Below are 14,031 nucleotides of genomic sequence, written 5' to 3'. Positions count from 1 at the left end.
TATATGAATTTAGGTGAGTATTCAGTAAAGAATAAAGTCAACAGCTGGCTGCTAGTGCTGCTGATGACAATAGGCGGTGTATTAGCTTACTTTGAAATGGGTAAACTTGAAGACCCAGCATTCACAATCAAAGAAGCGAAAATCATCACAGCTACCCAGGTGCGTCGCCACAAGAAGTGTACGACGAAGTCACGTATCACATTGAAGATGCAGTGCGCCTCTTGGGGCAAGTAAAACGCATCAAACGCTCGGTTACACGTGAAGGTCTATCTGACATCACGATTGAGTTTAAAGATGAGTACAGCTCTGCTGAAATGCCGGGTATTTACGACGAACTTCGTCGTAAAATTGCGGATAACAAGCATAAGTTGCCGCCGGGTGCCGGAGAACCACAAATTGTCGATGACTTTGCCGATGTTTACGGTGGGTTCCTAGCGCTTAACGGCGAAGGCTATACCTATCGTGAACTTAAAGATGTTGCTGACAACTTGAAGAAGCAGCTCGTTTTGGTTCCTGGTGTGCGTAAAGTCTCAATCGATGGCGACCAAAAAGAAGTGGTCTACGTGCAAATGTCTCGCTCCAAAATGGCTGAGCTTGGCATCGACATGGCAACGATTGAAAACTTGCTTCAGTCGCAAAACTTGGTGTCCGACTCTGGCCGATTCCGTGTTGGCCCGGAATACATTCGTATCGAACCGACAGGCTCATTTAAGCATGTCAGTGAAATCGAAGATCTGCTGATTTCCAGTGTTGATAAGAAGCTGATTCGCCTTGGCGATATCGCGAAAGTAACCCGTGAATACAGCGATGAGCCGACCAAGCTTATCTACTTCAATGGCAAACCATCTCTGACGGTTGGCATCTCGATGCTGAGCGGACGTAACGTGGTTGAAGTTGGTGGTTTGATTGAAGACAAGCTTGCTAGCCTTGAAAACCAGATCCCACTGGGTATGAACCTAGACATCATCTACAACCAACCAAACGAAGTTGATCAGTCGGTTGCAGGCTTTGTGACTAACACAGTCGAAGCATTGATCATCGTAGTTGTTGTTCTACTTGCGTTTATGGGGCTTCGCGTCGGGCTTATCATTGGTGCGGTTCTAATGATTACCGTTGCTGGTACGTTAGCACTTATGCACCTTTATGGTATCGAGCTACAACGTATCTCTCTTGGTGCTCTTATCATCGCCCTGGGTATGCTGGTGGATAACGCCATCGTGGTCGCCGAAGGTATGATGATACGTATCAAGCGCGGTATGCCTGCGATGAAAGCGGCAGGTGAAGTTGTTGGCGCTAACGGCTGGGCACTTCTTGGTGGTACAGCTGTAGGTATCCTAGCGTTTGCTGCGATTGGTATGTCGCAAAGTAACACTGGTGAGTTCACGCGCTCTCTGTTCTACGTTATCTTGATTTCGCTATCTTTGAGCTGGGTGACTGCTGTGTCAACCACGCCGCTATTGTGTGCGTTACTTCTTAAGAAAGAAGACAAAAAAGAGGGTGAAGAAGAGAAAGACCCATATGCGGGTGCTGGCTTTGTTATCTATAAAGGTATCCTTCAGTTTGCCCTTAAACAGCGTGTATTGACGATTGGTGTCATTCTCGCAATGTTTGTGTCGGCAGTTTGGGGCTTTGGCTTTGTTAAGAACGCATTCTTCCCGAACGCGAACACGCCAATGTTCTTTGTCGATATTTGGGAAGTAGAAGGCACGGATATTCGTCAAACACGTGACGATACCTTGAAAGTAGCCGAGTTTATTCGCGAGCAAGAAGGCGTTGAGTGGACGGCAAGCTTTATCGGTGGTGGTGCTTCTCGTTTCTCCTTGGTATATACACCGCAAGATGCGACTAAGGCGTATGGCCAAATTATTATTCGTACTGAAAATCGAGATGTGATTGCACCACTGCAAGCCAAAATCGATCAGTTCATGACGGAGAATATCGAAAGCATTGAACCTAAGATCAAAGGATTACGTATCGGTCCTGGACGTGACTCTAAGATTGAAGCGCGCTTCGCCGGTCCTGATCCAGAAGTCTTGCGTGATCTTTCATCGCAGGCTGAAGCGATCATGCATGCTGACCCTGGTGCGAAAGAAGTTCGCAACGACTGGCGTCAACCAGTCAAGCTGATTAAGCCTATCTTCAATGAGCAAGTTGCGCGTCAATTGGGCGTGACTAGAACGGAGCTTACTGCTTCTCTCCGAGCGGCAAGTGAAGGTACCCAAGTGGGTATTTACCGCGACGGTGTCCGCCTATTGCCAATCTACTTCCGTGCTGATGCCAGTGAGCGCCAAGATGTATCTCAGTTAATGGATGCACAGGTCTACAGTCCTGTATTGGAACGTACAGTGCCTATTGCTCAGGTTGTTGTTGGCTTTGAGACAGTTTGGGAAGACGCAATGATCCGTGGACGTGACCGTCTTACGACGATTATTGCTTCAGCAAACCCAACGGGTGAGCTTGCTGCACCACTATTCGAGCGATTGAAGCCACAAATAGAAGCTATCGAACTGCCGCCTGGCTACACGATGGACTGGGGTGGAGAGTACGAAGATTCTGCTGAAGCTCAGGGTGCTCTGTTTAGCGCAATTCCGGTATCGTTTATCATGATGATCATCGTAGTGGTACTGTTATTCGGTAAAGTGCGTCAGCCACTCATCATTTGGATCACTGTACCTTTGGCTATCATTGGTATCACAGCAGGTCTACTGCTACTTGATGGTGCGTTTGACTTTATGGCGCTGCTTGGTGCTCTAAGTTTGATAGGTCTACTCATCAAGAATGCGATTGTTCTCCTTGAAGAGATCGACATGCAAGCGGAAGAAAAACCGATTTACGATGCGATCATTGACTCTTCGATCTCTCGTATGCGACCAGTAATGTTGGCAGCGTGTACGACAATCTTGGGTATGATCCCGCTACTCAGCGATGTGTTCTTCGTGAACATGTCTATCACGGTTATGTTTGGTCTTGGTTTTGCTACCGTATTGACCCTAGTGTTTATTCCAGTGATGTACGCGATTTTGTTCAAGGCGAAGAATCCAAGCTAATCGAAAGCTGAAAGTTAAAAACCCAGGTGGTAACACCTGGGTTTTTTATTGCCTAGCCCTAAGCTATTGCATTCATACAGCGCATTTGGCGGTTTCTTAGTTTCCAGTGGTCTCTTTCAAAAACGTAGAGAATGCTGTCCACGATTTCTTATCCGCATCTTCTCGATAACGGTCAGAGCCAAACACAGTAAATGCGTGAGGTGCTCCGCTGTAGGTAATCATTTCGTGGTTTACACCATTTTCTTCAAGCTCAACCGCAAGACCAGCGAACTCTGACATAGAAATGGCTGAATCAGCAGTGCCATGGAGCACCATAATCGGCGCTTTTGTTTGGGCGTAGCTTTGGCCTTCTGGCGTCTTTAGTCCTCCATGGAAGGTCACAAAACCGCGAACAGGCATGCCCGCTCTCGCTGATTCCAACGCAGCTGCACCGCCAAAGCAGTAGCCCATCACCACCGTGTTATCGAGATTGCCACCGAGCTTACCAGCCTCTGCGAGTCCAGCATTCATTAATGCTTGTAACTTGGCACGATCTTTATACAGTTCACCGGTATGCTGACGTTTGTCTTCGACCTTTGTCGGTCTTACATCTTGCCCAAAGAGGTCTACTGCAAAGACGTTGTAGCCCATTTCGTTGAGCATCTCTGCGCGCTTTTCTTCATATTCGGTCAAGCCATCCCAATCATGAACTAAGAGTACCAATGGCGCGGTGTTGTTCACTTTGGCCCAGTAACCTTCATACGGCTGGCCATTGACTTCATAAATGACGTGCTCGCCAGCGATCGCAGTTGGAGCGAGAAGAGCAGCACACAGTGTTAGTCCTTTGAGTGTCGTTTTCATTGTTGTCCCTTATGTCTGACTTTGTCACCAAAAGCTTAGTACGAGATAAGTAAACATGAGGACGTATGTGTATGAATTTTTTGTCAGGTTTCTATCGATTATTTGCTAAAGGCTCAGAGATAATGGCTTAGGTCTTAGATGGTAGCTAGTAGAGCAGAAGAAGATGAACATTCGACTCGACCTCTCGCGCGGGCCAGAAGAAAGTACATTGCACTTATCGGTTGGTGAGGCATTTTAAAAAGGGGAGCTTAATTAGCTCCCCGTAGTGTTTCTATGACGCTTTGTTTTGATCAAGCACTCATTGGTACAAGAACCAGTGTACCAATGATGACAGTGATAAGGCCTGCGATCACCGGAACAGACGTACGTTTAACCACTTCAAACGGAGAAATCTGCGCCATACCAGATGTTGCGACAATAACCCCAGAGACTGGTGAAATCGTGCGGCCCAAGTTCGATGCTTGCAGCATTGGAATGATAAGGAATGCTGGGTTTAGTCCCATCTTAGCGGCCAAAGATGGCGCAAGCTCAACAAAGGCGTAGAAAGGCGCGTTACCAGAGCCTGTTGCGATGGCTGCTGCGACCGTTAATCCAGTTAGGATAAGCATGAGAGCGATACCGCCGGCACCCGCTTTGTCGGCCAAGTGAAGCAGATTATCAATCGCGCCAATTGACATTAAACCTTGGGCGAACACGCCTGCGGCGACCAATAGCATTACCACCCCTTTAAACGCGTCAGCCATGCCTTGATAGCAAGACTCTAAGTCTTCTAAGGTCTTCTTACCGTTGAGACGCTTAACAATAAAGTCAACCACAGCACCTAGGAAGATAGACCCAACAACGATGGTGTAGATGTCCAATGACAGCCCAGGAATTGTGCGGCCATTGAAGAGGAAAACGCCAATGATTGGTAAGAAGGGTAGAATGCAGTAAAACGCCGGTGCATCCACCTTGATTTCTGAGACGTCAACACGCTCCATTGGCGTATTTTCTTTTTTGTCTAAATACTTATTCCAGAAAAATGCCGCTGCAGCCATAACAATAATCGCGCAGATAGAAACCGGTAACACCGTTTGCACTGCGAAGACATCCAATGCTAACCCAGACTTTTCGGCTGCAATCACAACGTCTCCAGACGTTGGAGAAAGAATGATCGCTGCTGGTGACGCACAGACAGCCACTGCTGCTGGGCGAGAAATACCCATCGCCGTCATCATTGGGAATAGGGTCGCCATCAATAGCACACCAAGTCCAGTTGCCGAGCTAACGGCCAGCGACATCAGGCAGGCCACGATGTAGGCCGCAACCAACAGAACATAGGGAGAGGTAATGAAAGACAGTGGTTTAGAGAACTGTTTTACTACTACGTTGTTAGCGCCAATGTGTGTCATGTAAGAGGCAAAACCACACAACAGCATGATCTGCATACCCAGACCACCGCCACGATATTGAAGCATGTATTTCACATACTCTAGCGAATCCGTCACCATATTACCTGTTGATGTCAGTTTCGCTGGCAACACAGTGTGGCCTAGAAGGCCGGTCAAAAGCAGTAATAAAATACCGGCGGTAAGCAGCACACCTGCTGGCTTGTAGCTTTAACGATAAAGTAGCCAACGGTGATGGTCACCACTAAGCCGATCATCAGTTCTAACATAAATCTCCCCTGATACTGTTAAAATGCATGTCTATTTATTTCTAAATGTGTCAATGACTCTACCTTTTAATGGCCTGTGGCACGACACTAATACGCCATATTGCTGATCTAGAGCAAACATTACTTGCCGCTGATAACAAGGTGTTTAATATTGGTTAATTAGCGGATGGATGGATGTAAATATTGTATTTTCATTAAGCTGTAATTGTATTAGCTGAGTCACTTTTGGTTGATTGTTGTGCAAAGTAAGATTTTTGAGCTAGAAAAGACAGTTTGATGCTTAGTGCCTTAAAAGCACGCTTACAGAAAGCTAAACGAATAACAAACACATCATCGATGAGGTGCAAGTGTTGCAATTCGTTGGATTGTAGACAAAATAAACCTACCACTCACAAATGTGCGAAGTCATGTATCACTCTTCCATTAATCTTCTAGATGTTCGAGCGTTCGTCCTTGTTGCGAACTTAGGGAGCTTCACTAAGGCTGCAGAAGCATTGGGCGTGTCACGTTCTCATGTTTCTAGACAAATACAGTCACTGGAAAAGCAGATGGGGGTAAGCTTAATCATTCGCACTACACGTTCTATGAAGCTGACCACGGCCGGAAGAGCGTTTCTAGCCTCGTGTGACCAGGCATTAAATAGCATCGATAAAGCCGTTCATACTGCGGTTGATGATATTGAGACGATTCGCGGAAACATCAAAATTAATTGCGTGGGGGGTTACATTGGCGAGGAGATGGTCTCGGAGTTCATTGCGACCTTTTTACAAGCCCATCCTGATGTGACCGTTGAACTGGATTTCTCGAGTCACCGTGTTGACCTGCTAGAGGAAGAATTTGATTTAGCCATCCGAATGGGGGATTTAGCTGACGCGAGCTATGTCGCGCGCAGGCTCACTACGATTGAAATGCAAACATTGGCGAGTCCAAGCTATTTAGCCAACTCTGCGCCTATCACGCACCCTAAACATCTAAAATCTCACCGCTGTATCACTGGTTCCGTGACGAAATGGCGCTTTGAGCATACTGACACCAAGGAGTCCGTGGAGGTGCCCATAGAAGGTGTATTGAGCTGCAAAAATGGCAGAGTGCTTATAAATGCTGCGAAAAAGGGGCTTGGTCTTATTCGGGTACCGCGGATTTACTGTGAGAGCGAAATTGCACAGGGGCAACTGGTTCCTGTCTTTTCTGAATGGCAGGTTCGTGATGTTCCTTTGTCGCTCATTTACCACAAAGACAAGTATCAACCTAATCGGATCAGAGCTTGTATTAGCCATTTAATTGCTGCATTTGGCAATCGTTAATATATTAGGAATAACCGTTATTACCTGAAAGCTGACTTGTTGATTATCCGACAATATTGTCTGATAATTGCGCGCTTTCACTTTCTCAAGGTTCACGATTAATAGCATGCATTCTCACGCCAAAAAATACGCATTTATCTTAGCTAGAGCGATGATGCTGTCGGTGTTGTTATATGGGGTTGCCATTTATCATAGCACCGATAACTTGGTGGAAAATGAGCAAGCACAGTTTCGCCTCCTCACAAAAACAGTACAAGATTACAAATCTACCCTGTACATCATGGGGGTGATGTTTGAAGCGCAAGTTGAGGCGAATCGCGGTAAATTCGTGGATGAAAGGCCGTTCGATCGTGGCAAGATCTATTACTATGATGACAATAAAACACTGACTCACAATGAAAAAGTGATCAGTGCGACGGCGGAAAAAATGTTCGGTAGCATGCCAGAAATGGTCAGCGTGCCGTCTTATTCGCTTTATTATCGCTCCTACGAGGGACAGAAGCTGATGTCAGCGAAGTCGTTCGATATTCCTGCCAATGTTGTTAAATCCGCGTTTTCGGAAAAATCGTGTCTCGCGACATCAAACTGTGCGTATTTTGTGTCGCCAGAAGATTTATCAAATCGACTTGTCGTGTCTGATGTGCATCAGGACAAGGTGACCGGACAACCTACGATTACGTTGTCGAGTCCTGTTTATGATGGAATGACGATGATTGGTGATGTTAATGTTGATATCTATCTGAACTATTTTGGTTTTCTCTCCAATAAAACCTTTGTCTCTGCTAAAGATGGCGACAAACGTCAGGTCATTATTGAAAACCTACGTTACCCACTAAAAAAGCGCGCGTTTGCTAAACATTTTATTGTTGATGACTACTTTGAGTTTGTTTATCTCATTCCTTATAGCAAGCTCGTCATTGATACCAGTTGGTTACTCCTCCTTCTTGTGGCGATCTTATTCTATATCTTTGTAAAGCTAGAAGAACTCCACGTTAAGCGCGAGCGGCTAAAGTTGGCAGAAATTGCCATCAGTCGCGATGAGTTAACCGGGATCTACAATCGTACTATTCTCAAAGACAGTGCACTGAAATACATCAAGGAAAAGCAAGGGATGTCGGTTATCGTCATTGATGGAGATGGCTTAAAGGCGATTAACGATACCTACGGGCACCATGTTGGAGATGAGGCCATCATTCACATAGCGACGCGGATGACGGATAACTTTAGAGACAGTGATTATCTGATACGAAGTGGTGGTGATGAGTTCTTGGTGCTGTTGCCTGGCTGCAGTGAGCATACTGCGTATCAGTTGGCCGATAGGCTAGCGAGTGATATTGAATCTACGCCTTTCGGTAAGCAGTCACTGACGATGACTATCAGCTTTGGCGTAAGCCAAATTCAGCGAGGTGATAATTTACAGGCCGCGATTCAACGCGCTGACGACCTATTGTATCGAGATAAGCGCAGTAAAGCGCGAACGGTTGAACAGACGAGTACGCAACATGCATAAAGAGCACGACTATAACTTACTCAAGGTATTGGTACTCATCTATGAGCATCGCAATCTAACCACGGCGGCGGCAAAGTTAGGTAAAACAGAAAGTGCGGTAAGTAAGCATTTGGCGAAGCTTCGTGAACAGCTTGGTGACCCGCTGTTTATTCGCCGTAGTTCAGGTTTAGAGCCTACACATTATCTTGAGCGGATCATGCCTGGCATACAGCGCGGTTTGCGCTCGGTAGAGAATGCTCTCAAGCAAGGCGAGGTGTTTGATGCGACTCAATATGAACATCCGATTGTTATTGCCTTAGATAATACTTCCATTGAGCGTTTCTCCCTTCCTATACTCTCTGCGCTTAGAGCGGAGTTTGGTCATTCGTTAATTGAGCTGATCACATGGCGACGTGATACTTATCAGCGCATTCTTGATGAGAAAGTACAACTGGGTATTCAGATGTTCAACGAGGACTGCTCTAAGTCCTTGTATCAAAGTGCTTTATTCAACGTTGAGATGGGAGCTTTAGTCGGTGAGCAAAGTGACATTTATCAATGGCAAGACGTATTCGATAACCCATGTATCTTTTTTGAGGTTCGGGGCTGGAATGAAACAAACCATCGTCTGATCAGACAAATGGCGCAGTACGATCTTTCTTTCGATTATAAAACCAAGCTCGATAACTTTTCATTGGCGATGTCGGTCGTTCGTCAGGAAAACACCTCTGTGGTGTTGGCGAAGCATCTTGCTTCGAAAGAGGGTGTTAGATATATCCCGTTTCCAGAGCACATGCAGACCTACGCGCCGGTGGTTTCTTGTATTAAACAGAGTAATAGGCAAAACCCGTTACATCAAAAGCTGCGTAGCGTAATCAAGCAGGCGGTATTGAATTCTTTACGGGAGTAACTTGGCGTCCTTGCCAAGAAGTAAGCAGTTTAGAAAATTATAAGACGGCTTCTGCAACAGGAGGGGAGTCATCGCTGTCGCCGTGTCATGATTCGCCGCTGGACCACTAATTGCCACACCAACAGTAGGCTGAGTTTGCACGACGTCTTGTGTATGCAGCAGCTCAACAATGGAATTGGCTTCGTATTTATCCAGAATTCTTGATTTGTACGTGCTGATCGTTTTGGCACTTAATGACAGGAATTCGGAGATTTGCTTGTTAGTGTAGCCTTTCTTCAAGTAGTTAAAGACGACGGTTTCACGCTGCGATAATACGATGTTGCGGCTGCGCTGTTTGTAATCGGTCTTGAACAAGTTGTATCCACGCATCACTCCCGCAATGGCATCGCGAATCAGCGCAGACTCTTCCGTTTTGCTAATGTAACCATTGGCGCCTAGCTTATACGCGGTTTCTGAATAGACAGGATAGCCATAGCTTGAAACGAAAATCGCCTTACCTTTATAGCCAGCTGCATAAGCACGGCGCATCAACTCGAAACCATCGGCTTCTGCCAGGTTAACATCGAGAATGATCAGTTCGATATTGCCAGTTTTAACCAGGTTCAGAGCAGTGTGAATGCTGTCTGTTTGGTGCACCAAGTTCATGTCATCAATGCTGGTTACGATCTTGGCAATCGACTCCCTAACGATAGGGTAGTTATCAATGATGAGACAATCTTTGCTGTTTGGATAGAGCATTAACTTAACCTTGCAAAACAAGTGAATAACAAAAAATGAGCATTGAGAAGGGCGCATCCACGTTGCTTGTAGGTGTCACCAGGACTAACCCGTGACTGATTTAATTCATGGCTCAAATTAACTAGTTCAAAAGTATATGAAACAATTGAATGAAAGTCTGGAAAGACGGAAATTCCAAATTGGAATAGTGTCAGAATTCTCAAAAGCCAATTAAAGATCAGAACCTTGGTTAGTGGCAATTGCGATTTTTTGTCGTGTTAAGTACAAAGTTTGTTTGACAGGATGAGTGTTCGACAGCAGAGCTTAGAAGTAGAGTTTGTGGGTCTTTCTGAAAATTTAGTACGAAAAAGTGTGACTTGCCTCTTGTTTTATTCTGCTTAAGGTATAAAATTACAGTTAGTTGAAAGTTAATTACATATCTATCGGAGAACGATCATGAGCTACGAACTAGGTTCAGCGTATGTTGGTCAATTGGCAGCAAAGAAAATGATGGATGACATGCTTTATGGAAAAGCACAGCCAAAGAAAAAGTCTTTCGTTAAACGAATGATGAAAAAAATGGCTAAATAATGGATTCAAAAAAAGAAGGCTCGCACATTGCGAGCCTTCTTTCTATGTCATTGATGACAAGAAGCTTTGAGAGTGTATGACTTGCAGGCCTTTTGTTTTAAGAGGCATTCTTCTCACTAAAATCGACAACGTTATCTGGTGTTTTTTCAGGGGTGTGACTATCAAGCCATGTCTCTAAGTTGTCGGCTCCACCGATATATTCCCCCTCGAGCCAGATTTGCGGCACAGTGACTGGCGTTTTGAGGCCAATATGTGCTTTTACTTCCGGTATCATTCGATATAGCGCCGCACTGTCCTTGACGACATCATGATAGGTATATGGTATACCTGCGTCGTCGAGTAGTTTTTTAGCTTTGACGCAGTAAGGACACGTGGCTTTGCCGTAGACGATATTGCCTTGCAATGTGTCGCGTTTCGTCCACTCTTGAATCACAGACTGAACCAATACGCCGCGATTTAATGCCTCTCCTTGGCTAACGACCTTGCCTTCGACCATTAAGATTGGGGCATGCCAAGAACCTGCTTTTAACGGCTCCCACCAATGTGATAGCCAGTCTTTTACTTCTAGTTCAATTGGAATACCGTCGAGCTCGTTGGCAAAGGTGTCGGTTAGTATGTCTTTGGTTAAGGTGCACTCACCACACGGAATGTTAACTTTAAATGGTCCCCAGCTTCCAGCCCAGCGGTATAAAGTCAGTTTAATTGGTTGTGCCATGTTCTTCGCCTCTTGAATCTTCCATTTAATAGAGTAGAACCTTGAATACGGGTTTTCATTTCAATCAGGGCAAATTATTTTTTGTCGCGTTTGGTTGTTTCCCAGTGAGTAATAAAAGCAACCGATGCGATGATGATGGCCGCGCCAAGCCATAGCCTTCCTGGCGGTGCCCAGCCAAACACAATCCAACCAGCAAGAACATTCATTGGTAGTTTTGCATGATCAAAGGGCTGAACAAATGATGCGTCCGCAACGGAATACGCTTTAACGATCGCCCATTGTGCTAGGGCTGTTAAAGCACCGGCACCAACCAATAAAGCCCACACCCAGCCTGTTGTTGGCAACGACCACTCTGGAAGTGCTAAAAATAGGTTGAATGGTGTGATGAGGAGCAGTAAGTACACGACCATGGTTGATGGTGAATCATCCGAAGATAAGTGTTTGACCATCAATGAGTAACAAGCCCAGAAGAATGCCGCACCAACGGGTAATAGCGTCGCCCAGCTAAAATCGTCTGCCCAAGGCTCTAAGATGATCATCGCGCCAATAAACCCAAACAGCGTTGCCAGCCAGCGTGCTGGTCCCACTTTTTCTTTAAGAAGCAATCCCGAGCCCAAGGTAGCAAAAAGGGGAGATGTCATAAGTAGTGCGATACCTTGCCAAATCGGGACCGGATGGGCCAATGCCCACATCCAAAGTTGGATCCCCACGACAGAAAGAAAAACTCGAAACAGATGTTTAGATAAGTGCTGAGTTTTCAATGAGTGCCTAAATCCAAGTGATGTCAGATAAGGAAGAATGACGAAGAATGCAATCGCATATTGAATAAGCGCCACCATGGTTGATGGCATACCATGGCGAATGCTGACCACTTGGGCAATGTTGTTCACTAAAGCAAAGGCTGCTCCGGCAGCTAGCATCCAAAGTGCGCCACGAATAGGGTGGTGATGTGAGCTCATAAATAGTTTTGGTAGTTTTTTCCGCATGTTACTACGAATGTCAAATACCACCAAGCAAGAGAGAGTATCAAGGAAGGGATAGGTAGTCGTTCAATCCACTGCGGCAGATCAATTTATTCTCCGAATGTTCAAATGATGCTCACTCTGATATTGATTTTTTATGCTGAATAAAGGATATTTATGCCAAATTTTATGCTTAACCCTAACATAATTATGAATACTCATACTGAAGCATCATCAAACGCGTCACAAGGGACGAAAACCTGGCAGATGCCAGATACCCTTATTCTTATTTTTATCGTCGGCATCCTAGCCACATTGCTGACTTACTTCGTTCCAGCGGGTCATTTTGACAGTCAGGAAGTGACTTATCTTGTTGATGGTGCAGAAAAAACGCGCACCGTTATCGACCCACATTCTTTTGAATACGCAACCGATGAAAATGGTGACTTGGTATACAAGTCAGTAGGACTGTTTGCTTCTGGCGGCGGTATCGGCCTTATGAACTTTGCCTTTGAAGGTTTAGTTTCTGGCTCGAAATGGGGCTCTGCGATTGGTGTGATCATGTTCATGTTGGTTATCGGCGGTGCGTTCGGCATTGTGATGCGCACAGGCACAATCGATAACGGTATTTTGCGACTGATCGATAAAACCAAAGGCAGTGAAGCGCTGTTCATTCCCGTTCTGTTTGGCCTATTTTCGCTGGGCGGTGCAGTCTTTGGTATGGGTGAAGAGGCAGTAGCATTCGCTATCATTATTGCCCTTTGATGGTTCGTTTAGGCTATGACGGTATTACGACGGTCATGGTGACTTACGTGGCGACACAAATTGGTTTTGCAACGTCATGGATGAACCCATTCTCTGTAGCAGTTGCTCAGGGTATTGCAGGTATTCCCGTACTCTCTGGTATGACTATGCGCATGGTGATGTGGGCAGCGTTTACCGTGATTGGTATTGTGTTCACTATGGTTTATGCCTCTCGCATTAAAGCGAATCCAGAGCTTTCATACAGCCGCCGTACCGATGTTTATTTTAGAAAACAGGCAGATACCGTTAAAGAGTCTCGTTGGAATCTGGGTGATACGCTCGTACTGCTTACCGTTGTTGCAACGACAGTGTGGGTGGTATGGGGCGTGGTCATGCACGCTTGGTATATCCCAGAGATCGCTTCTCAGTTCTTTACCATGGGTTTTGTGGCTGGTCTGATTGGTGTGTTATTCCGCTTGAATGGCATGACGCTCAATGACATGGCTGATGCTTTCAAAGAAGGCGCTAGCATCATGCTTGCACCAGCAATCCTTGTTGGTTGTGCAAAAGGCGTGCTTCTGATTCTAGGTGGCGGTACCACCGATGAGTCTAGTGTTCTAAACTCTATTCTTAATAGTGCTGGTGGCATGATCAGTGGTTTGCCTGATGTTGCGGCTGCATGGTTGATGTATGCATTCCAATCAATATTTAACTTCTTCGTGACGTCAGGTTCTGGCCAAGCTGCACTGACTATGCCGCTGCTGGCACCATTAGCAGATATTGCCGGTGTGACACGTCAAGTTGCAGTCCTGGCATTCCAGCTTGGTGATGGTTTTACTAACGTTATCGTACCAACTTCCGCCTCTCTGATGGCAACGCTTGGTGTATGTCGTATTGATTGGGGTGACTGGGCAAAATTCTGTTGGCGCTTTATACTGCTGCTATTCGTTTTAGCAAGTTTTGTGGTTATCGGTGCGCACCTCGCTGGGTTCGCGTAACACCAAACACTTGAAGGTTTAAAAAAGCGGGCTTTGTCCCGCTTTGTTTTTTATTGG

Annotated in this window: 10 protein-coding genes and 2 pseudogenes; 7 read left to right on the top strand and 5 right to left on the bottom strand. The window is 45.7% G+C overall.

Features of this window, described 5'->3' with window-relative positions:
• The first annotated feature begins 3 nt into the window (after positions 1 to 3).
• On the top strand, positions 4 to 234 hold the full coding sequence (locus TZ48_RS25220) for a hypothetical protein (protein ID WP_239670881.1): 231 nt from the start codon (positions 4 to 6) through the stop codon (positions 232 to 234).
• A complete protein-coding gene (locus tag TZ48_RS14320) occupies positions 120 to 3,047 on the top strand; it encodes an efflux RND transporter permease subunit (RefSeq protein ID WP_239670893.1) in 2,928 nt (975 codons plus the stop codon). Before TZ48_RS25220 ends, TZ48_RS14320 begins: the two co-directional genes overlap by 115 nt.
• Before the next feature lie 96 nt (positions 3,048 to 3,143).
• On the opposite strand, the gene TZ48_RS14315 is transcribed toward TZ48_RS14320, so the two are convergent.
• Together TZ48_RS14315 and dcuC are read right to left on the bottom strand one after the other, a co-directional pair.
• A complete protein-coding gene (locus TZ48_RS14315) occupies positions 3,144 to 3,887 on the bottom strand; it encodes a dienelactone hydrolase family protein (RefSeq protein WP_112479652.1) in 744 nt (247 codons plus the stop codon).
• A gap of 290 nt (positions 3,888 to 4,177) precedes the next feature.
• Positions 4,178 to 5,544 (bottom strand): annotated as a pseudogene (gene dcuC, locus TZ48_RS14310) (anaerobic C4-dicarboxylate transporter DcuC).
• A gap of 407 nt (positions 5,545 to 5,951) precedes the next feature.
• Between dcuC and TZ48_RS14300 the strand changes: the two are divergent.
• From TZ48_RS14300 to TZ48_RS14290, 3 genes are all read left to right on the top strand, one after another.
• Positions 5,952 to 6,848, top strand: coding sequence for a LysR family transcriptional regulator (locus tag TZ48_RS14300; RefSeq protein WP_112479650.1), 897 nt, complete (start codon positions 5,952 to 5,954; stop codon positions 6,846 to 6,848).
• A gap of 106 nt (positions 6,849 to 6,954) precedes the next feature.
• Positions 6,955 to 8,358 (top strand): sensor domain-containing diguanylate cyclase, encoded by a 1,404-nt coding sequence (locus TZ48_RS14295; RefSeq protein WP_112479649.1) that lies wholly within the window; start codon positions 6,955 to 6,957, stop codon positions 8,356 to 8,358.
• Positions 8,351 to 9,247 (top strand): LysR family transcriptional regulator, encoded by an 897-nt coding sequence (locus TZ48_RS14290; RefSeq protein WP_112479648.1) that lies wholly within the window; start codon positions 8,351 to 8,353, stop codon positions 9,245 to 9,247. The genes TZ48_RS14295 and TZ48_RS14290 overlap by 8 nt, the downstream gene beginning before the upstream one ends.
• Here TZ48_RS14290 and TZ48_RS14285 read toward each other — a convergent pair.
• On the bottom strand, positions 9,236 to 9,985 hold the full coding sequence (locus TZ48_RS14285; protein WP_112479647.1) for a response regulator transcription factor: 750 nt from the start codon (positions 9,983 to 9,985) through the stop codon (positions 9,236 to 9,238). The genes TZ48_RS14290 and TZ48_RS14285 overlap by 12 nt on opposite strands.
• Positions 9,986 to 10,420: 435 nt before the next feature.
• Between TZ48_RS14285 and TZ48_RS25890 the strand changes: the two genes are divergently transcribed.
• Positions 10,421 to 10,555: a hypothetical protein gene (locus tag TZ48_RS25890; protein WP_275426444.1), complete on the top strand. Its 135-nt coding sequence runs from the start codon at positions 10,421 to 10,423 to the stop codon at positions 10,553 to 10,555.
• A 97-nt stretch (positions 10,556 to 10,652) separates the two neighbouring features.
• Here the strand turns inward: TZ48_RS25890 and TZ48_RS14280 are convergent, their stop codons facing one another.
• Both TZ48_RS14280 and TZ48_RS14275 read right to left on the bottom strand, forming a co-directional pair.
• On the bottom strand, positions 10,653 to 11,270 hold the full coding sequence (locus tag TZ48_RS14280) for a glutaredoxin family protein (RefSeq protein ID WP_112479646.1): 618 nt from the start codon (positions 11,268 to 11,270) through the stop codon (positions 10,653 to 10,655).
• A 74-nt stretch (positions 11,271 to 11,344) separates the two neighbouring features.
• Complete coding sequence (locus tag TZ48_RS14275) at positions 11,345 to 12,229, bottom strand: DMT family transporter (RefSeq protein WP_112479706.1); 885 nt, start codon at positions 12,227 to 12,229, stop codon at positions 11,345 to 11,347.
• 270 nt (positions 12,230 to 12,499) lie between these two features.
• Here TZ48_RS14275 and yfcC point away from each other — a divergent pair.
• A pseudogene (gene yfcC / locus TZ48_RS14270) lies at positions 12,500 to 13,974 on the top strand (putative basic amino acid antiporter YfcC).
• Positions 13,975 to 14,031: the final 57 nt, after the last annotated feature.

Source organism: Vibrio variabilis, from assembly GCF_003263785.1.
Taxonomy (GTDB): Bacteria; Pseudomonadota; Gammaproteobacteria; order Enterobacterales; family Vibrionaceae; genus Vibrio; species Vibrio variabilis.
The sequence above is the reverse complement of the archived record's forward strand: the minus strand, read 5'-3'. Positions and strand labels throughout refer to the sequence as shown.

Bases quoted from the DNA above. Each gene is read 5' to 3' on its own strand.
- TZ48_RS14290 (WP_112479648.1), top strand. From the start codon at position 8,351: ATGCATAAAGAGCACGACTATAACTTACTCAAGGTATTGGTACTCATC.
- TZ48_RS25890 (WP_275426444.1), top strand. From the start codon at position 10,421: ATGAGCTACGAACTAGGTTCAGCGTATGTTGGTCAATTGGCAGCAAAG.
- TZ48_RS14315 (WP_112479652.1), bottom strand. From the start codon at position 3,887: ATGAAAACGACACTCAAAGGACTAACACTGTGTGCTGCTCTTCTCGCT.
- TZ48_RS14300 (WP_112479650.1), top strand. From the start codon at position 5,952: ATGTATCACTCTTCCATTAATCTTCTAGATGTTCGAGCGTTCGTCCTT.
- TZ48_RS14285 (WP_112479647.1), bottom strand. From the start codon at position 9,985: ATGCTCTATCCAAACAGCAAAGATTGTCTCATCATTGATAACTACCCT.
- TZ48_RS14295 (WP_112479649.1), top strand. From the start codon at position 6,955: ATGCATTCTCACGCCAAAAAATACGCATTTATCTTAGCTAGAGCGATG.
- TZ48_RS14280 (WP_112479646.1), bottom strand. From the start codon at position 11,270: ATGGCACAACCAATTAAACTGACTTTATACCGCTGGGCTGGAAGCTGG.
- TZ48_RS14275 (WP_112479706.1), bottom strand. From the start codon at position 12,229: ATGAGCTCACATCACCACCCTATTCGTGGCGCACTTTGGATGCTAGCT.
- TZ48_RS25220 (WP_239670881.1), top strand. From the start codon at position 4: ATGAATTTAGGTGAGTATTCAGTAAAGAATAAAGTCAACAGCTGGCTG.